The organism is Empedobacter sp. ULE_I140 (assembly GCF_053482575.1).
In genome coordinates, this window is record NZ_JBQMTX010000001.1 from 2,082,552 (window position 1) to 2,101,714 (window position 19,163).

Below are 19,163 nucleotides of genomic sequence, written 5' to 3' on the forward strand. Positions count from 1 at the left end.
AAATTACATGTTTTTAATTTCTTCTGGTACATCATAAAAAGTTGGATGACGGTAAACTTTGTCTTCTGCAGGATCAAAAAATTGTTCTGCTTCATCAGGATTAGAAGCATGGATATTAGCAGATTCTACCACCCAAATACTTACACCTTCTAAACGACGTGTATATACATCACGTGCATTTTCAAGTGCCATTGTAGCATCAGCAGCATGTAAGCTCCCAACGTGTTTGTGGTCTAACCCTTGTTTACTTCTAATGAATACTTCCCATAAAGGCCAATCTCTATTTTCCATCTTTTTATGCATTTTTGCGTTGTTCTTTTTCTAATTCTCTTTGTTTTCTTTTTTCGTGGTAAGCTGTTGCTGCGTCACGAACCCAAGCTCCTTCGTTGTGTGCGTTACGGCGAGCATCCAAACGTTGTTTGTTACATTTACCGTTTCCTTTCACAACATTCCAGAATTCTTCCCAATCAATTTCTCCGAATTCATAGTGCCCTGTTTCTTCATTGAATTTTAGATCTGGATCTGGAATAGTTAATCCTAAATATTCGGCTTGAGGAATAGAAATATCCACGAAACGTTGACGTAATTCGTCATTCGAAAAACGTTTGATTCTCCATTTCATTGATAATTCTGAGTTTGATGATTCTTCATCTTTTGGTCCAAACATCATTAATGTAGGCCACCACCAACGATTCATTGCATCTTGCAACATCGCTTTTTGTTCTGGTGTTCCTTTTGATAATACCACTAATGCTTCGTAACCTTGTCTTTGGTGGAAAGATTCTTCTTTACAAACACGTACCATTGCGCGAGCATAAGGTCCGTAAGATGTACGACATAATGGAACTTGATTCAGAATCGCAGCTCCATCTACCAACCAACCAATCATTCCGATATCTGCCCAAGTAAGGGTTGGATAATTGAAGATTGATGAATATTTAGCTTTACCTGAATGTAAATCATTTAATGTTTGAATACGGGAAACACCTAATGTTTCAGCAGCACAATATAAGTATAATCCGTGACCAGCTTCGTCTTGAACTTTCGCTAATAAGATTTTCTTTCTATTTAATGAAGGCGCTCTTGTAATCCAGTTTGCTTCTGGTAACATCCCAACAATTTCTGAGTGAGCATGTTGAGAGATTTGTCTGATTAATGTTTTACGGTATGCGTCTGGCATCCAGTCTTTTGGTTCGATACGAACTTCATTTTCAATCTTATTATCGAAGATTTCTTGAAAATCAATTTCTTTTGCACTCATTTCTAAACGTTTTTAAAGTTGATTATTTGGCATCAAAATCTACCACGACTTCTGCAGAACGAGGGTGCGCTTGACACGCTAATACAAATCCTCTTTCTAATTCATCTGGCTCAAGTGAGTAGTTGATGTCCATTTCTACCTCACCCTTCTCTACTTTACACTTACAAGTTGCGCAAACACCACCTTTACAAGCATAAGGTAAATCAGCTCCGTTTTGTAAAGCCGCATCTAAGATTGTGTCGCCATTGTAACCCAAATCAATCTGTAAAGCTGTTGCATCTAATTTGATGGTTACTTTACTCATTGTATCGTCTGATTGTTTTACAGCTTTTTGACGCTCTACCTTTTTCGCTTCTGCAGATGCACTATAGAATAATTCGAAATGCAAATGTTTTGCATCAACTCCTGCTTCTACAAAAGCGTCACGACCGCTTAAAATCATTTCTTCTGGACCACAAAGGAAAACTTCGCTTACTTCTTTTGGATCGATCATATTTTGCAAGAAATATTCAATTTTTGCTTTATCAATACGACCACTCAAAATCTCAGCATCAGCCGTTTCACGACTCAAGATATTGTAAACGCTAATGCGTTCCATGTATCTATTTTTTAATGCTTCGATTTCTTCTTTAAAAATAATCGAACCTTTGTTTCTGTTTCCATATAACAGTACAAATTGACTGTTAGGTTCTGTTTGTAGAACTGTTTTGATGATAGAAAGTACTGGTGTAATTCCAGATCCCGCCACAATTCCTACATATAATTTTTTGTTGTCTTCGTGTACTTCTGTAAAGAAATTTCCTTGTGGAGTCATTACATCAAGAACATCGCCAACTTTGATTGTATCGTTAACAAATGTCGAGAAAATTCCATCCTCAATTTTCTTTACAGCAACTCTTAATTCATTATCCAAAGGACTTGAACAAATTGAGTAAGAACGTCTAATTTCTTCGTTATTGTGAAAATTCTTAAACGTTAAATATTGACCATGTTTGAATTTGAATTCTTGGTTTAATTCTTCTGGCACTTCAAATGTAACGGATACACAATCTGGTGTTTCCTTTTTTACATTTTTAACGCGTAATTGGTGAAAATTTATAGCCATATTATTTTTGAAATCCGTTAATTAATAGTGTCATTAAGTCATTTTCTAATTGCTCTGGTGAGATATCTCGTCCAGGTTTGTACCACAATTCTATCCAACGTAATGATGATAATAAAGTAAATAAAGCAACCGAAACATTCAAGTCTTTAAATTCGCCTGCTGCAATTCCTGCTTTGATAAGATTAGCGATTCTTTTTTCGTATCCTTTTCGAATTGTTTTATACAAATCCTTTTTCGTATCCGAAAGATTTTTCCAATCATTATTTGCAACAGAAACTTCGTTTGGCTCATCAATAATCATTCTGACATGCAATTGAATTAAATCTCTCAATTTCTGAACATTTGATTCGTTTGTATCTTCGATCGAGCTAATGTGAGAAACATATTGATTAGCAACTTTAAAACAAATCTCTTCTAAAATTTCGTCTTTCGAACGAATGTGATTGTATAAACTTGCGGCTTCCATTCCAACCTTTTCAGCCAGTTCGCGCATTGATGTTGCCGAATAACCTTTTTGTTTAAAGATTAAGGCAGCTTCTTGAATAATCAGTTCTTTTTTACTTTGTTTAGGCATATATTTATAAATGTCTGTTATCGATGATTCGGTTTAATTTTCCTCCTTCACTTTTCGGAAGTTCATCAACTTGATACAATTTAACATTCATTCCTAATCCAATATTGTCTCTAATTTTTTTGTGAATATTAGAGATTAATTTGCAACATGCATGATTAGATTCGTCGTTCAAATTATCACAAGTGAAACCTTGGCTTGCAAAATAGTCAGGATTAATTTCAAATCCAACTTCTACAGCATCCATATTTTTAGGTTTTGTTAAAACTACTTGATAATTTGGCGATAATTCTGGAAATTCTGGAATAAAATCAGCGATTTGTGTGTGAAAGAAATTTACACCTCTAATAATCATCATATCATCTGCACGACCAATAATTGGTCCCATTTTGATATGCGTTCTTTTCTTAGAATATTCGTACGTAAGGGTTGTGATATCTCCCGTCCAATAACGCACCAATGGTAAAGCTTCTTTTGTTAACGTTGTAATCACTAAAACTCCAGGTTGTCCATAAGGCACAGGCTCACCTGTTTTCTCGTCTACAATCTCTGGAAAGAAGTGGTCTTCCCAAATGTAAGATCCTGTTCCTTGCTCTTCATAATCTTCATTAGATACACCAGGTCCGATAATTTCGCTCAATCCATAGATATTAGAAGCTTTGATGTTTAAACTTCCTTCTACTTCTTGACGTAATGCTTCTGACCATGGTTCTGATCCTAAAATCGCAAACTTAAGATTTAAGCTTTCTAATGATTCGCCTCTTTTCTTGATTTCCTCAGCTACTGTTAATGCATACGATGGTGTTGCACAAATCGCATCAGCCTGAAAATCTTTCAACAACATGATTTGTTTTTCAGTATTTCCACCAGAAATAGGAACAACTGTCATTCCTAACTTTTCTGCTCCATAATGTAATCCCAAACCTCCTGTAAACAAACCATAACCATAGGCATTTTGTAATGTCATCCCTGGTTCGCATCCAGAAGCTGCTAAAGAACGCGCTACTACTTCTGAAAATAATTCGATGTCGTTTTTGGTATAACCTACAACTGTTGGTTTTCCTGTTGTGCCACTTGAACAATGTAAACGGATTACGTTGCTCTTTGGTTCTGCAAATAATCCGAACGGATAGTTCTCTCTTAAATGTGTTTTTTTGGTGAAAGGTAATTTGTGTAGATCTTCAACACCTTTGATGTCTTCTGGTTTTATTCCAGCTGCATCAAATGCTTCTTTGTAAAAAGGTACATTGTTATACACTTTTTGCAACATGTTTTGAAGTCTTTCGTTTTGAAGAACGCGCAATTTTTCAATTGGCATTTGTTCTATCTCGGGATTAAATATCATAATTTTTGCAGATTTTGATTTTTGATAATAACAAATTTAATCAAAAAAACTAAAAAAACTAACAAACGTTAGTTTTTTTTAGTGTAAAAAATACAATTCATACTAATTATTGTCTTTTAATAAGATAAAACATCATTAATCAATGTTTTTAATTTTTCAGCATTAGGTAACATCTCTGCTTCTAAAGTCGAATTTAATGGAATTGCTGGCATATCTTTCGCTCCTAACACACGAATTGGTGCATCTAAGTACTCAAAACACTCTTCATTAATTAAGCCTGAAATACTCTGTGCAAAAGAGTTTTGCTTCGCTTCTTCTGTTAAAACAATACAACGATTGTGTTTTTTTACACTATTAAAGATTGTTTCTTCATCTAACGGAACTAAAGTTCTTAAATCGATAATTTCGACTTGATTAGGAAAACCCTTTGCCGCTTGTTTTGCCCAATACACTCCCATTCCGTATGTAATAATCGAAACAGAATTATGATTTTGAGAAGATTCAGCCGTTAAAACTTCACGTGCTTTACCAAAAGGCAATACATAATGTTCGTCTGGCTCAACAGTCGCGGCATCTTCTGTTCCTTTTATCTTACTCCAGTATAAACCTTTGTGTTCTAGCATTACAACAGGATTTGGATCGTAATAAGCAGCTTTCATCAAACCTTTCAAATCCGCTCCAGTAGATGGATACGCAATTTTAATTCCTTTGATATTCGTCAAAACACTTTCTACTGAACTTGAGTGATAAGGTCCTCCGCTTCCATACGCACCAATTGGCACACGTAAAATCATAGAAACTGGCCATTTGCCATTTGATAAGTAATTAGAACGCGCTACTTCTGTAAATAATTGATTCAATCCTGGCCAAATATAATCGGCAAATTGAACCTCAACAATTGGTTTTAAGCCAACTGCAGACATTCCAACTGTAGATCCGATTATAAATGCTTCTTGAATTGGTGTATTAAATACACGATTTTTACCATATTGTTTTGCTAAAGTTGCCGCTTCACGAAAAACTCCACCCAAACGCAACCCTACATCTTGTCCATATAATATAGCTTCTGGATGTTCTGCCATCAATTCACGAATCGCAAACAATGCAGAATCTACCATTACTGTTTTATCCTTACCTTCTGGTGAACGATTTCCTTTTTCTTCAGTAATCGATGTTGGCGCAAAAACATGCGTATATAAATCTTCGGGGCGAGGATCTTCTGCTTTCAACGCTTCTTGATATTCTGCCTGAACTTGTTCTTTTATTTTATTTTCAATTTCGATTAAATCATTTTCATCGAAACCTTCATTTAATAAAGTATATTTTAATTTATCGTAAGGATCACGAGATTGTGCTTCCTCTAAATCATCTCTGTACCATTCTTTGCGAACGCCAGATGTATGATGATTCAATAAAGGAACTTTTGCATGAACCAAAATCGGACGACGTTCTGTACGAATAATTTCAATTGCACGTTGAATCGTTTCATAAGAAGCTAAAAAATCCGTTCCATCAACCACAAAAACTTCCAAACCATTGAAACCTTTTGCATAATGAGCGATATCTTGTGCACGAATTTCATCTGCCGAAGCCGAAATATCCCATTCATTATCTTGAACCAAATATAAAATTGGTAATTGTTTCAACGCTGCCATTTGGAAAGCTTCTGCCACCTCGCCTTCCGTACAAGACGCATCTCCTAACGAACAAACTGCAATTGGTTTTACTTCTTCATCACAAAGACCTTCTAACTCTTTGTATTGCATTCCCATCGCAATTCCTGTTGTTGGAATCGCTTGCATTCCTGTTGCACTACTTTGATGCGGAATTTTCGGCATATTATCACGGCGCAAACTTGGATGAGAATAATAGGTTCTTCCTCCAGAAAAAATATCTTCGCGTTTTGCTAATAATTGCAGCATCAATTCATAAGGCGTAATTCCAATTGATAATAACATGGCATCATCACGGTAATACGCGCTTAAGTAATCTTGTGGTAATAATTGTAATCCTGTAGCAATTTGTATTGCTTCGTGTCCACGCGCTGTTGCATGTACATATTTGCTTGTTACAGCTTTATTTTCTTCGTATAATTCGGTTAAAGATTTTGCAGTAACCAATAATTCGTATGCTTTTTTAAGTAATGTTGTTGTTGATAATGTGGTTTCCATTCTGATTAAATTTGCGTGTTAACATCCCAATTTTCCATGTAATCTGAAATTCGTTTCAAGAAAACGCCTCCCAAAGATCCGTCTATCACACGATGATCAAACGAAAGTGACAAATACATAAATTGTCTCGCCACAATAATATCTCCGAATTCAGTTTCCAAAACCGCAGGTTTTTTCTTGATCACGCCAGTCGCTAAAATTGCCACTTCAGGTTGATTGATAATTGGCGTTCCCATCAAATTACCAAAAGTCCCCACATTACTTATTGTGAACGTTCCTCCACGAACATCATCTGGCGAAAGTTTATTATTTCTTGCTTTATCTACAATTGAATTCACACCTTTTGCTAAACCTTCTAAATTTAATTCATTGGCTTGATGAATGACAGGAACAATTAAATTATTACTTGGTAAAGCAGTTGCAATTCCAATATTTATCTCATTGTGTTTGATTATTTTAGTCTCAGTTTCATCAACTGACACATTAATCATTGGAAAATCTTTAATTGCACGAACAACACAATCTACAATTAACGGTGTAAATGTCAATTTTTGTTTGTATTTAGCTTCAAAAGCAGCTTTATTTTCTTCGCGCCATTTCACAAAATTCGTAACATCAGGTTCTACATAAGCCGTCACATGAGGCGAAGTTTGTTTACTCTTTTTCATGTGTTTTGAAATCAATTGACGCATTTTATCCATCTCAATAATTTCATCTTTCGCTCCATAAGAAGAACTTGAAACTATATTATTTTTATTTATAGTATTACTTGAATTATTAGTTGTAAATGGTTTATTTTGAATATAATTTAATACATCATTTTTCGAAATTCTTCCATCACGACCAGAACCTTTTATTTGTGAAATATCTGTTGATTGAAGATTTTCTTTTTGGATAATACTTTTTACCAAAGGTGATAAAAATTGATTTGTATCGATTGAATTTATAGTTTGTAAAGTTGTAACAGTTTCAATCTTTTTTTCTTCAACATTTTCAGTTTTTTGAGCTGATTGTTGTTGAGTTTCTGAAGGCTCAATTAAAGCGAAAACTTCTCCTATTTTTATCTCATCTCCTTCATTAAATCTAAACTCAATAATTTTTCCAGCAGTTGTAGAAGGCACATCAGAATCTACTTTATCCGTCGAAACTTCGGCAATTACTTCATCCTCATGAATGAAATCACCAACGTTTTTTGTAAAACGAACCAACTGTACAGACTCAACACTTTCTCCCAATTTTGGAATCGTTAGTTCTATATTCTTCATTTTATTTGTTTGCAGTTTTGAGCGTTGAATATAATCATTTTTTATAAAAACTAATGAATGTTAGTTGAAATATTCATTGGAATTTTGTTTTTTTAGTGTAGCTATTAGATTATCCAAAACTCATACCTATTAAAACCTCATCACCAAACCAACTCCAGCTTGATTATTTTGATAAACAGGAAAAACCATTGTCGCCACTTTTGATTCTTTATTTTTTGGATAAAACCAATTGTTAATCGTAGGAAATAACCAATACGCCAATTCCGTCGATAAAATTCCTATTCCCGCTCCAGCAACAACATCTCCAACCCAATGGCGATTATTGATAACACGATAAACACCCGTAAAAGCAGCCAAAGGATATCCAGCCAAACTCAACCAAAAATTAGAATCTTGGTATTCTCGAAACATAAATTGAGCCGTAGAAAACGCATTTGCCGTATGTCCAGAAGGAAAAGAAAGATTGTTTGTACCATCGGGTCTTTCCTCTTGCACAGCGTGCTTTAGTCCCATTACCAAACCTGTATTGATGATTTGAGAAGCTGCAAAAATTATTGTACGATCTCGTAAATTATGTTTCCCTTGAACGCCAGCCAAATTCAATCCATAAACCGCCGCTGCAGGTAAATATTGTGTATAATTATCATATTTATTTCCTTTTGTTTTATCTTCTAAAATTTCGTTTTGAGTAGATTTATTTAAATTATCCAATGCTGGAATTGCCAAACTCAAACTTCCGTATGTAATTAAAGTCGCAGGAATAATCAACTTTTTGGCGTTGAAATGATAAACTTTATCTTCTGGATTAAATGTTTGCTTTGGAATAGAATCAAGTTGAATAGAATCGGTTTTAGTTTGCTGAATTGTATCTTGTGCATTTCCTTTTATCGAAAATATTGAAAGTAATACACAATTCATGACTATCGTTTTTGTTTTAATTTGGTTCATTTTCACATTCATTTTATTGAACAAATGTATTTGAAACCTCCTTACACAAAACTTAAAATTTGATTAAGAAAAAAGCCATTAGAAATAATCCAATGGCTTTAAAAAAAATATCTATTTATAAATTTCCTCGACGTTCTTGCTCTCTTTCTAAGGCTTCGAACAATGCTTTGAAATTACCTGCTCCAAACGATTGGGCTCCATGACGCTCGATAATTTCGTAGAATAATGTTGGACGATCTTCGACTGGTTTCGTAAAAATTTGTAACAAATAACCTTCTTCATCACAATCAACCAAAATTCCTAGATCTTGTAACTTCTTAATATCCTCATCAATTTCACCCACACGTTCTGGAATCATATCGTAATAAGCCTCTGGTGGCGCAGATAAAAACTCTACTCCACGAGATTTAAGTTCTGTCACAGTTTTTACAATATCCTTAGTCGCAACTGCAATATGCTGCACTCCTTCTCCTTCGTAAAAATCTAAATATTCTTCAACTTGAGATTTCTTTTGACCTTCTGCAGGCTCATTAATAGGAAATTTTGAATAACCATTTCCGTTACTCATCACTTTCGACATTAATGCTGAATATTCCGTATTGATTTGTTTATCATCAAACGATAAAATATTTACAAATCCCATTACATCTTGGTACCAAGCAACCGCCTCATTCATACGATTCCAACCCACATTACCAACGCAATGATCCACATATAATAAACCACAATCAGTTGGTTGATATGTTGATTCAGATTTTACATAACCTGGCATAAAAGGACCTTCATAATTTTTACGTTCAATAAACATATGGATTGTTTCGCCATATGTATAAATTCCAGACATTTTTACTTCTCCAAACTCATCTGTAATCGTAGTTGGCTCCATATAAGGTTTTCCTCCACGTTTTGTTGTTTGCTCAAAAGCATCGTACGCATCATCCACCCAAAGTGCTAAAATTTTAACTCCATCACCATGTTTCATTGCATGTTGACAAATTGGAGAATCTGATTTTAAACCAGAAGTTAATACCAAACGAATCTTCCCTTGTTGTAAAACATAAGAAGCTCTATCTCTCACTCCTGTTTCTGGGCCAGCATATGCAACTTCTTGAAATCCGAAAGCTGTTTTGTAATAATGTGCAGATTGTTTTGCATTACCAACATAAAACTCGATATAATCTGTTCCATTAATTGGAAGAAAGTCTTGTGCTAATGCTATTTTTTCAGCAAATGTTTGTGTACTCATTTTTATTGTGTTTTTTATTTTATTGTATTCAGTAAAAAGTAAAATGTATTAAGTTTTACTATTTATGATTTATTCAGTTTCTTTTACTTAAAATATTTAATTCTAAATCAAGTTCAGAATGACAACGAACTTAGAACTTAGAACTTAGAACTTAGAACTTAGAACTTAGAACTTAGAACTTAGAACTTAGAACAAAATTAAAATCTCTTAATAAAGCCAAGATTTATAATAATCTGGATCTTCGATTTCTAAAGCTTGTTCGGTTAACATCAATGGTCTGAAAGGATCAATCATCACAGCTAATTCATGTGTTTCTTTCGTTCCAATCGATTTTTCAACTGTCCCAGGATGTGGGCCATGCGGAATTCCTGCTGGATGTAATGTAATTTGTCCTTTCTCAACCGATTTTCTAGACATAAAATCTCCATCCACATAATATAATATCTCATCAGAATCGACATTACTATGGTTATAAGGTGCTGGAATCGCATTTGGATGATAATCGAAAAGACGCGGAACAAAACTACAAATCACAAAACCTGCACCTTCGAAAGTTTGATGAACAGGCGGCGGCTGATGGATACGCCCTGTAATTGGCTCGAAATTATGAATAGAAAAAGCCCATGGATAATGATAACCATCCCAACCTACAAAATCAAAAGGATGAGTTCCATAAACGTAAGGATAAATTAATCCTTCTTTTTTGATCATAATCTTGAAATCTCCGTGTTCATCATTTGTTTCAAGATTTTGAGGACGTTTAATATCGCGCTCGCAAAAAGGCGAATGTTCCATTAACTGTCCAAAATGATTGCGATAACGACGAGGTGTTTCAACTGGGCTAAATGATTCTGTAATAAATAGACGATTATTAGAATCATTAAAATGAAGCTGATAAATAATTCCACGTGGAATCACTAAATAATCTCCATATTCAAATTCAATTTGTCCATAACCAGTTTTCAGAACTCCAGAACCTTCGTGTATAAAAATTATTTCATCCGCCATCGAATTTTTGTAGAAATAATCTATCATCGATTCTTGTGGCGCAGCCAATGAAATATGCAAATCATTGTTAACCAAAACTGGCACACGAGATTCTAAATAATCTTTGGTAGGTTTTACTTTAAAACCTTTTAAAGAGGTATGCTTTAAATGTTTTGCGCGAGCAATTTTTGGCTCTACCGAATAAGGTTCGCTAATCCCTTTTACCAAAGTTGGTGGATAACAGTGGTAAACATTGGAATACGTACTCGAAAATCCATGCGTAGAAACTAATTCTTCTGCATATAATTCTCCATTTGGTTTTCGGAATACCGTATGTCGCTTTTGTGGGAATTCTCCCAAATGATGATAAAGTGGCATATCGTATTTTGTTTGTTATTTTGATGAAAAGGGATATAGATGACGAGATTCGTCAACAAATAATCTGCAATATTCTAGTGTGAATATTGAGCAAATACAATTTTGGAAAGTAAAGCAGAAGTTTGCTTATTCATTCCAACAAATAAAGGTTTAATATTTTCTTTAATTGTTTGCATTTCTTTTCTGTGGCTATCTCAAAGATAGAAACATTTTTTGATTGTACAAAATACCTTACTAAAAAATGCTTTACAACAATTATTTTCAATATTTTTAAAAAACTACATATAACCCGTAGGGCATTATTGAACTAGATTAATTTTGAGATTATTTTATGTTTCTATTGAAAAGAAATTTATTGAGATGCTGAATGGTTGTTAAAACCTTTATTCTAACTAAAATTCGCTGTTATAAGAAAACGTATTACATCAAGCTTAGAATGTAGCAAAAATCTATGCTTCTATTGTGGTGAGAAAAGATTATATATTCATTTTGGCCTGATCCAAAGCGAACCAAAAAAATCAAGTCCGTGCCTACAAGTCGGTCAATAACGACTACTCACTAAATGCTTTAGAACATTCGCATAAGAAATGCGAACATAAATCATTGTTAACGCTCACTACGCCGAATTGACGCTCGACTCTTCAGCAATGACGGTTTTAGAACTCGTTGTTATAAATGGAGTTGAATATTGAAAAAGGAATTAAAAAAATCCGACGATTTAGAATCGAAATGCGATTCAACTCTAAATTATTGAAATAAAAAAGTTGGAGTGTTTGAGTGGAGCGAGTTACCAACTTTATGGAAATAATTTAGTAAGTTGAATCATTGAGAGACTACTGTCGGCATCTTTTTTTGTTTCGTTTTTTTGGATGCTCTTCCCCGAAGGGCATATGAATACCAATAATTAAAATAAACAGGAAATGAATAAAAAATGAAAGGAAGAAATGAAAATAAAGAAAAGGAATACCTGAGCCATACCATGGCTCCTCCTTTTAATTTCAAATGTTTTTTTGGATGAGCTTCCCCGAAGGACATATGAATACCTATAATTAAAATAGATATTCAAATGAATAAAAAAGTGACAAAAGATTTCTCGATACCTCGAAATGACATATTGAATGCGATTCTGAGACAAACCCAGAATGACAAAATTCATTGGTTAAAAAGAATTTGAATATTAATAAGAGTTAAGCGTTAAGCGTAGAACGTAAAACTTAATAAAAACCGGCATTAAAACTATCACGTTAAGAAAATGGTTGAATGTAACGTAAAAAAGGTTTTAGCCGTAGGGTTTTTAAAATCTTTAGTGAAATGAGAACATTTTTAGTAGTGAGGTTTACAGCCAAGTCTTTGCTTGTACTGATCCTGCCGAAATATTGATTACTTTTTTGTTCTTTTCCCTGTAAGGCATATGAATACCAATAATTAAAATGAACAGGAAATGAATAAAAAATGAAAGAAAGAGATTCTTAGATAAACTCAGAATGACAACAAACAAATTGTATTTCAATTACAAATTCTCAAGCTGAATTCATTTCAGCTTCTTATTATCGTCAGTCAGAGTGACGTTTGTAAAACGTAGTATCGAAGACTTAGACGAGAAATAACGACTACTCACTAAATGCTTAACTATGTTCATTTTTAACTTGACACAAAAACATTTGAAATTAAAAGGAGAAGCTCTAGTAGAGCAGGTACATTTTTAAACTTTTACCTTAATGCAAAGTCTGTGCTAACAGAGTATGTGATTACAAAACGTCAAGACTGCGATTATCGACGTTCAATCTTCATTTTACTCACTAAAAATATTAAATGACTCGCTATCGCTCACTAATCTTTTTTACGCTCGTTTCAATGGATTGAATCTCGTCTGCAAATCGTATGTCGGTTTTGGTACTCTTATTTACAATAATCTTGTCTCTTCAACAATGACGGTTTTTAATTCATTGTTAAAAGTGAAAATCAGTTGCTTTATTTCCATCGTAATATACATTATCAATTCCAATATGTCCAATATCATTTAACTGTGATCCAACACCTGTCCAACCGTTAACCAATTCATCATTAAAACTAAATTTATTAGAACCTAAAGTCTGTCCACCTTGTTCTCCTGGTTGAATATTGTAAACCTTGCTTTACCAATTTAATCGACTGCATAACCAGTTCGGGCGTAATCAGCTTTGCAGCACCTATTTCGTCTCCTTTTCCATAAGGTGATGTTTGTCAACTGGTATCTTTCGGATCAATTAAAGTTTTATCTTGTGCGTAACCAATAGCTACAAATTTGATTATAGGTTTTGTTTTCATCTATTTTCTTATTTTTAGATTTTCGCCAATTCTGTATTGATGAATTTCATTTCTTCAGCAGAAATAGTAATATCCATTGCTTTTGCATTGGCTATCGCTTGTTCAGCATTTCTTGATCCAGCTAAAACAATCGAAATAGCAGGTTGTAAACTTGTCCAACGTAAAACTAATTGTGAAAGTGTAGCTCCTTTTTCTGCTGCAATTGGAGTAATTGTTTCAAGGAAAGTTTTTACTTTATCTAAATCAAATTGTTGGAAATAACCATTTCTGTGGTCATTATCTTTCAGTTTTCCATCTTTAAAGTATTTTCCGGTAAGTAAACCTCTTTCCATTGGGCTGTACACAATAATTCCTAAATCATTATCCAAAGCATAAGGAACTAAGTCCTGCTCTACTCCGCGGTTCAGCATACTATATCCAACTTGATTACTCGCGATATTTAGTGTTTTACGCGCTTCTTCTACTTGATCCACACTGTAATTACTTACACCAGCAGCACGAATTTTACCTTGTTGAATTAAAATTTCCAAGGCTTCCATCGTTTCTGAAATTGGCGTTGTAGTATCTGGCCAGTGAATTTGCAATAAGTCGATATAATCCGTTTGTAAACGTCTTAGACTGTCTTCTACTTCTTTAATAACACTTTCTTTTGATGAATATTTATAAACAGGAATTGCTTTTCCATTTTCTTCTGCATCAAAGAAAAATTCACCTTTTCCCTTATTACTTCCGTCCCAAACTAAACCGAATTTTGTTAACAATTGAATTTTTGTTCTATCATAACCTTTTATAGCTTCACCAATCATTTTTTCGCTCAATCCAAAACCGTAAAATGGCGCTGTATCCAAAGTTGTTACACCATTTTCGATAGAAGCTTGTACCGATGCAATACTATCTTTTTGCTCGTTTCCACCCCACATATTTCCACCGATAGCGAAGGCTCCGTAAGTGATTGCTGATAATTCTAAATCTGTATTTCCTAATTTTCTGTATTCCATTTTTTATAGTTTTTTTGTTAAATAAATTTGTGGTATTTCTTGTAATTTTTCGACAACCAATTTGCCAAATTCTAAGATATAAGACTGTTGATTATGCTCATCTAAACCCTGTTGATCTCTCCAAATTTCGTAGAAAACAAATGTATTTTCGTCCTGCGAACCTTGATGCAAATCATACTGAATATTAGCGTCTTCTTTTCGGGTTTCTGTAACCATATTCTGCAAAACAACTGTTACATCTTCGCGATATTCAGGTTTTGCTTTAATAACTGCTGTTAGGTAAATCATACCAATTCTTTTTCTTTAATGAATATGTTTTCTAAATGTTCTCTATATGCTATACGGTAATTTTCGATACGTTCTTCAGTTGCATTTTTTTCCAAGTCGTGGAAATGGAAACCGTTTATTCTACTTAGTCCTGCAAACTGATTCATTTTGTGGAAACCAAATAAAACACCCTCATCAACTGTTTTTTGATCGAAAAATTCTCCTTCTAAAGTAAAAGCCGTTTCTGGCGCATTCCATGTCGTATTAACCATATATTTTTTACCTTGCATCAATCCACCTGTTCCGTAATTAATTGCTGGATTTTTGCGTGAACGACCATCATTTCTATAAATTCCATTTTCATGTCCAGCCGTAAAAACTTCGTCGATATAATATTTCAAGCGATTTGGAACTTGAAACCACCAAATAGGAAAATGGTAAATAATCAAATCTGCCCATTTAAAATTCTCTACTTCTTCAAAAGCATCAAATTCATCATTTATATTTGTAACACGAAAATCAAAACCTTTTTCTTGTAAAAATTCTGTTGTCCAATTATTTAATGTTTTATTGAAAGCTCCTCCTGAATGAGCAAAGTTTTGCGCTCCGTTGATAATAAATATATTCATTTGTATAATTTTAATTATTGATAATGCAAATTTCTATCATATTTTTTTATTGTAAAAATAATTTAAATTATATATTTTTATCAGAATAGTGATAGATTAATTTATCGACTCTTTTGTTTATCAGCTATAACAATTGTTTTTCTTCCACCAATGCCATTTTTATCATAATCGTATACTTTAGGGATTTCACTCAATAGAAAAAAACTGACTAACTATAAGGTTAAATTTTGTGTTTGATATATTTAATTATTCGGATATACTTACGATGGTCTTTCCTGAACCCTGACCACTTTGAGCGTAAAGATGAGCTTCAGCTACATGATCAAAATCAAATACTTTATTAATAAGTGGTTTTAATTTTGATTGTCCAACCCAAATAGTTAACTGATTCATTATTTCTTTTAATTTATCGATTCCTTGCAGATTATAATAAATCAATAGAGTAATCATATATACAAAATGAAGGTTTAATGCTTTTTGGTGTAAAATTGAAATATCAATCTTTTTATCTCTAGTAAGAGTAGAGACAATCGAACCATTTATCTTAGCAAGCGCAAAACTATTGAATAGATTCTCTCCTCCAACATTATCAAATACAACATCATATCCCTGCCCATTAGTATACTTATCAATAATCTGATTTATATGCTTTTTTTTATAATTAATGGTATAATCTGCTCCTAATTTACTTGCTAATTTTGCTTTGTTTACACTTGAAACCATTGCATGAACCTCTGTTTCACAAATTTTTGCTAGTTGTAACACAACATGGGATTTATAGCACTAGCTTTTACTTTGATTAGCACTTGATCTGGTAAAACCTGTGGTTTTAACACTTCTATTTGCTTAAAAACCTTGTGAGGATCTCCATATTAATCAATTTATAGATACTTTCATATTATACTAAATTATAGTAAGCTATTTTCCTGTTTATAGGTTTTCCAATCAAGATATCCTTCCATAGTTAATCCATAGTGCAATTCTCTTTTTGGTTCAGTTAAAGGCCAATTATTTTCTAAACGTTCAACTAAATCAGGATTAGAGATAAATGGTTCACCAAAACCTGCAATATCAATTACACCTTGATTGATTAATTTTTCTGATTTTTCTCGGTCCATTCCACCTGCCAAAATAATTATTCCATCATACCATGCTCTAAAACGCTCTAAAAACCCTTCTGGAATAGCAAAACTTCCTCTTGATTTTTGATCCATAATATGGATATAAGCAATTTTTCTTTTACTTAATTCTTGGGCTAAATACTCATAAGTTTCCTCTATCTCATCATAATGAGGTAATTCATGTAAACCTCCATAAGGAGTTAAACGAATACCAACTTTATCCGCGCCAATTGCTTCAATACTTGCATCGATTGCCTCTAGTAAAAAGCGACTTCTATTCTCAATGCTTCCACCGTATCTATCAGTTCTATTATTTACATATGGATTTAAAAACTGTTCGATAAGATATCCATTAGCTCCGTGAAGTTCAACACCATCAAAACCTGCTTCAATAGCATTTTTAGCTGCATTAGCAAAATCAAGAACTACTTGATAGACCTCTTTAGTTTCTAAAGCTCTTGGTTTAGAAGCTGTCACAAATCCTTCTTTTCCATTCTCGTCATATCCCCAAGCAGAAGAATTACTAGCTTGAATATTGGAAGGAGCTACTGGAGCCTGCCCATCTGGTTGATTAGAAACATGTGATATACGTCCAACATGCCATAGTTGAGTAAAGATTTTACTTCCTTTAGCATGAACTGCTTCAGTAACTAATTTCCAACCTTGTACTTGAGCAGGTGTATATAATCCAGGAATATGAAGTACACCAGAGGCTGTAGTTGAAATTGCAGTTCCCTCCGTTATAATCAAACCTGCTCCAGTGCGCTGACTATAGTACTCAGCATTATATTGTTTTGGTATTCCGTCCTTATTTCTAGCTCTTGTCATTGGAGCCATTGCGATACGGTTTTTTAATTCTAACGAACCAATTTTTGCTGGTTTAAAAATATTAATTTTCATCATTCTATTTTTTTATATTAATTGGACTTTATTTTTATTTGTTTTCATATAAATACTAAATATGATTATGCCTAATATAACCATACCAATAGCTACAATCTCAGCTGATGTATATCCATATCCTTTTTCTATGGGAACACCTCCTAAATAAGCTCCTAAAGCATTTGCGATATTAAAGCAAGCTGGTCCTAAAGAAGCAACAAGTAATTCCGAATTACTCTTAACTGACTTTAATAACAATAAAGTTAAAGACGGGATTAAGGCAAAAGAAACAACACCTGTTATAAATGTCATCACTAAAGACAACCAAGTAATCTGAGCCGTAAAATAAATAGTTCCCATAGTTAAAATTTGTAAGAAAAGAACAATCATTACAATCTTAGATGCAGAGAATCGATCTGTGAGTTTTCCTCCAATTAAGTTACCAACGAACATGCCTAATCCCGCTAATACCATAATATAAGGCATATTTTGCTCTTGTACACCTGATACTTGTGTCATTAACGGAGCGATATAACTGATCCATGCAAATAATGCTCCTGGGGCTACAGAAAAAATTAAAATCATAAACCATACTTTACTATCTTTAAAGATTACAAAATCGCTCCATGGATTATTTTGGTTTTCTTGTTTTTTAATTTTTACCTCAGGCATCCATAGTTTTAAACTAACAAGAGTAAGAATTCCAATAATTACAATCAATAAAAAAGTATATCGCCAAGAAAAGTGATGTCCTATGTAGGTCCCTAAAGGCACCCCTAATAAATTCGCTACCGTTAAACCTGAATACATAGTTGCTACAGCTTGAGCTTCTTTTCCTTTTCGAGCTAATTTACTTGCCACTACTGAACCAACACCAAAGAAAGCACCATGAGGTAAACCAGAAATAAATCTAGAAAGCATTAAAAATTCAAATGAAGGTGCTATAACTGACAAAGCGTTAAATATTGTGAATAACAACATCAAACCTAAAAGCATTTTTGTTGATGAATACTTTCTCATACCAACTATAAGTAAAGGAGCTCCTATAACAACTCCTAAGGCATAAGAAGTGATCAAATATCCAGCCTTGGGAATAGATACATCAAAATATTTTGCTACATCTGGTAACATTCCCATAATTGTAAATTCTGTTACCCCTATTGCCAATCCACCAAGAGCTAATGCTAATAAACTTTTATTCATTATTATAATTTTAATTATTGATACTGCAAATTTCTATCATTTTTTTTTATTTTAAAAATAATTTAAATTGTACCTTTGTATCATAATAATTATATAAATGAGAAAACAATATCATTTTCGTCGAATAAATCAGCAACTTTACGCTTGGGATGTGGATCGATTGATTCAGTTAACGCAAGAGCTTCAATCAGAAACAATTGCTTTAAAAGACATCAAAGAGTATAACGAAACTTATTGGTACAGCGATGAAGGTGATTCGCCTACTTGTCGATCAATTACCGAACATATAAAATTGATCCAAGAAGCTGATCTTGCTTATCCTATAATTATTTGTCCAGAAGGTAAATTGATGGATGGTATGCATCGTGTTGTAAAAGCGCATTTAGAAGGATGGACTTCTATACAAGCTTTTCGATTAGCGATGCTTCCAAAGCCTGATTATATTGATGTCGATCCAAATGATTTACCCTACGATTAAG

17 protein-coding genes and 1 pseudogene are annotated in these 19,163 nt (G+C 33.5%); 1 reads left to right on the forward strand and 17 read right to left on the reverse strand.

The window, feature by feature from the left end:
* Window positions 1–3: 3 nt before the first annotated feature.
* The 17 genes and pseudogenes from paaB to ACTS9J_RS10025 all read right to left on the reverse strand — a co-directional run bounded on the left by paaB (window position 4) and on the right by ACTS9J_RS10025 (window position 18,684).
* Window positions 4–291 (reverse strand): 1,2-phenylacetyl-CoA epoxidase subunit PaaB, encoded by a 288-nt coding sequence (gene paaB / locus ACTS9J_RS09945; protein ID WP_038335709.1) that lies wholly within the window; start codon window positions 289–291, stop codon window positions 4–6.
* A gap of 4 nt (window positions 292–295) precedes the next feature.
* The gene (gene paaA, locus ACTS9J_RS09950) at window positions 296–1,261 is read right to left on the reverse strand and encodes a 1,2-phenylacetyl-CoA epoxidase subunit PaaA (protein WP_038335708.1); all 966 of its coding nucleotides are present in this window, start codon (window positions 1,259–1,261) and stop codon (window positions 296–298) included.
* A 22-nt stretch (window positions 1,262–1,283) separates the two neighbouring features.
* A complete protein-coding gene (gene paaE, locus ACTS9J_RS09955) occupies window positions 1,284–2,366 on the reverse strand; it encodes a 1,2-phenylacetyl-CoA epoxidase subunit PaaE (RefSeq protein WP_286496253.1) in 1,083 nt (360 codons plus the stop codon).
* Between the two features lies 1 nt (window position 2,367).
* Window positions 2,368–2,940 carry a TetR/AcrR family transcriptional regulator gene (locus ACTS9J_RS09960; protein ID WP_038335706.1) on the reverse strand — a complete coding sequence of 191 codons (573 nt, stop codon included), beginning with the start codon at window positions 2,938–2,940 and terminating at the stop codon, window positions 2,368–2,370.
* 4 nt (window positions 2,941–2,944) lie between these two features.
* A complete protein-coding gene (locus ACTS9J_RS09965) occupies window positions 2,945–4,282 on the reverse strand; it encodes a phenylacetate--CoA ligase family protein (RefSeq protein ID WP_221855025.1) in 1,338 nt (445 codons plus the stop codon).
* 116 nt (window positions 4,283–4,398) lie between these two features.
* Window positions 4,399–6,453: an alpha-ketoacid dehydrogenase subunit alpha/beta gene (locus ACTS9J_RS09970; RefSeq protein ID WP_448353175.1), complete on the reverse strand. Its 2,055-nt coding sequence runs from the start codon at window positions 6,451–6,453 to the stop codon at window positions 4,399–4,401.
* A 5-nt stretch (window positions 6,454–6,458) separates the two neighbouring features.
* A complete protein-coding gene (locus tag ACTS9J_RS09975) occupies window positions 6,459–7,718 on the reverse strand; it encodes a dihydrolipoamide acetyltransferase family protein (RefSeq protein WP_291062428.1) in 1,260 nt (419 codons plus the stop codon).
* A 129-nt stretch (window positions 7,719–7,847) separates the two neighbouring features.
* On the reverse strand, window positions 7,848–8,636 hold the full coding sequence (locus ACTS9J_RS09980; protein ID WP_291062426.1) for a phosphatase PAP2 family protein: 789 nt from the start codon (window positions 8,634–8,636) through the stop codon (window positions 7,848–7,850).
* A 145-nt stretch (window positions 8,637–8,781) separates the two neighbouring features.
* A complete protein-coding gene (gene hppD / locus ACTS9J_RS09985) occupies window positions 8,782–9,912 on the reverse strand; it encodes a 4-hydroxyphenylpyruvate dioxygenase (RefSeq protein WP_125350265.1) in 1,131 nt (376 codons plus the stop codon).
* Window positions 9,913–10,119: 207 nt separating this feature from the next.
* A complete protein-coding gene (locus ACTS9J_RS09990) occupies window positions 10,120–11,277 on the reverse strand; it encodes a homogentisate 1,2-dioxygenase (RefSeq protein ID WP_448353176.1) in 1,158 nt (385 codons plus the stop codon).
* A gap of 299 nt (window positions 11,278–11,576) precedes the next feature.
* A pseudogene (locus ACTS9J_RS09995) lies at window positions 11,577–11,679 on the reverse strand (IS982 family transposase); the annotation flags it as partial.
* A 1,919-nt stretch (window positions 11,680–13,598) separates the two neighbouring features.
* Window positions 13,599–14,582 (reverse strand): aldo/keto reductase, encoded by a 984-nt coding sequence (locus ACTS9J_RS10000; protein WP_221856547.1) that lies wholly within the window; start codon window positions 14,580–14,582, stop codon window positions 13,599–13,601.
* A 3-nt stretch (window positions 14,583–14,585) separates the two neighbouring features.
* On the reverse strand, window positions 14,586–14,870 hold the full coding sequence (locus ACTS9J_RS10005) for a putative quinol monooxygenase (RefSeq protein ID WP_221856550.1): 285 nt from the start codon (window positions 14,868–14,870) through the stop codon (window positions 14,586–14,588).
* Window positions 14,867–15,478, reverse strand: a complete 612-nt coding sequence (locus ACTS9J_RS10010) for an NAD(P)H-dependent oxidoreductase (protein WP_125350263.1) — start codon at window positions 15,476–15,478, stop codon at window positions 14,867–14,869. Before ACTS9J_RS10010 ends, ACTS9J_RS10005 begins: the two co-directional genes overlap by 4 nt.
* Before the next feature lie 246 nt (window positions 15,479–15,724).
* Window positions 15,725–16,243 (reverse strand): zinc-binding dehydrogenase, encoded by a 519-nt coding sequence (locus ACTS9J_RS10015; protein WP_286496246.1) that lies wholly within the window; start codon window positions 16,241–16,243, stop codon window positions 15,725–15,727.
* A 143-nt stretch (window positions 16,244–16,386) separates the two neighbouring features.
* Entirely contained in the window at window positions 16,387–17,502 is a 1,116-nt protein-coding gene (locus ACTS9J_RS10020; RefSeq protein WP_448353177.1) for an alkene reductase, read from the reverse strand.
* A 9-nt stretch (window positions 17,503–17,511) separates the two neighbouring features.
* Window positions 17,512–18,684, reverse strand: coding sequence for an MFS transporter (locus ACTS9J_RS10025; RefSeq protein ID WP_286496244.1), 1,173 nt, complete (start codon window positions 18,682–18,684; stop codon window positions 17,512–17,514).
* A gap of 97 nt (window positions 18,685–18,781) precedes the next feature.
* Here ACTS9J_RS10025 and ACTS9J_RS10030 point away from each other — a divergent pair, with 97 nt between their 5' ends.
* Window positions 18,782–19,162 carry a hypothetical protein gene (locus ACTS9J_RS10030; RefSeq protein WP_260509637.1) on the forward strand — a complete coding sequence of 127 codons (381 nt, stop codon included), beginning with the start codon at window positions 18,782–18,784 and terminating at the stop codon, window positions 19,160–19,162.
* Window position 19,163 lies beyond the last annotated feature (1 nt).

Coding starts and splice junctions, on each gene's coding strand:
- paaB (WP_038335709.1), bottom strand. CDS start 291: ATGGAAAATAGAGATTGGCCTTTATGGGAAGTATTCATTAGAAGTAAA.
- paaA (WP_038335708.1), bottom strand. CDS start 1,261: ATGAGTGCAAAAGAAATTGATTTTCAAGAAATCTTCGATAATAAGATT.
- paaE (WP_286496253.1), bottom strand. CDS start 2,366: ATGGCTATAAATTTTCACCAATTACGCGTTAAAAATGTAAAAAAGGAA.
- ACTS9J_RS09960 (WP_038335706.1), bottom strand. CDS start 2,940: ATGCCTAAACAAAGTAAAAAAGAACTGATTATTCAAGAAGCTGCCTTA.
- ACTS9J_RS09965 (WP_221855025.1), bottom strand. CDS start 4,282: ATGATATTTAATCCCGAGATAGAACAAATGCCAATTGAAAAATTGCGC.
- ACTS9J_RS09970 (WP_448353175.1), bottom strand. CDS start 6,453: ATGGAAACCACATTATCAACAACAACATTACTTAAAAAAGCATACGAA.
- ACTS9J_RS09975 (WP_291062428.1), bottom strand. CDS start 7,718: ATGAAGAATATAGAACTAACGATTCCAAAATTGGGAGAAAGTGTTGAG.
- ACTS9J_RS09980 (WP_291062426.1), bottom strand. CDS start 8,636: ATGAATTGTGTATTACTTTCAATATTTTCGATAAAAGGAAATGCACAA.
- hppD (WP_125350265.1), bottom strand. CDS start 9,912: ATGAGTACACAAACATTTGCTGAAAAAATAGCATTAGCACAAGACTTT.
- ACTS9J_RS09990 (WP_448353176.1), bottom strand. CDS start 11,277: ATGCCACTTTATCATCATTTGGGAGAATTCCCACAAAAGCGACATACG.
- ACTS9J_RS10000 (WP_221856547.1), bottom strand. CDS start 14,582: ATGGAATACAGAAAATTAGGAAATACAGATTTAGAATTATCAGCAATC.
- ACTS9J_RS10005 (WP_221856550.1), bottom strand. CDS start 14,870: ATGATTTACCTAACAGCAGTTATTAAAGCAAAACCTGAATATCGCGAA.
- ACTS9J_RS10010 (WP_125350263.1), bottom strand. CDS start 15,478: ATGAATATATTTATTATCAACGGAGCGCAAAACTTTGCTCATTCAGGA.
- ACTS9J_RS10020 (WP_448353177.1), bottom strand. CDS start 17,502: ATGATGAAAATTAATATTTTTAAACCAGCAAAAATTGGTTCGTTAGAA.
- ACTS9J_RS10025 (WP_286496244.1), bottom strand. CDS start 18,684: ATGAATAAAAGTTTATTAGCATTAGCTCTTGGTGGATTGGCAATAGGG.
- ACTS9J_RS10030 (WP_260509637.1), top strand. CDS start 18,782: ATGAGAAAACAATATCATTTTCGTCGAATAAATCAGCAACTTTACGCT.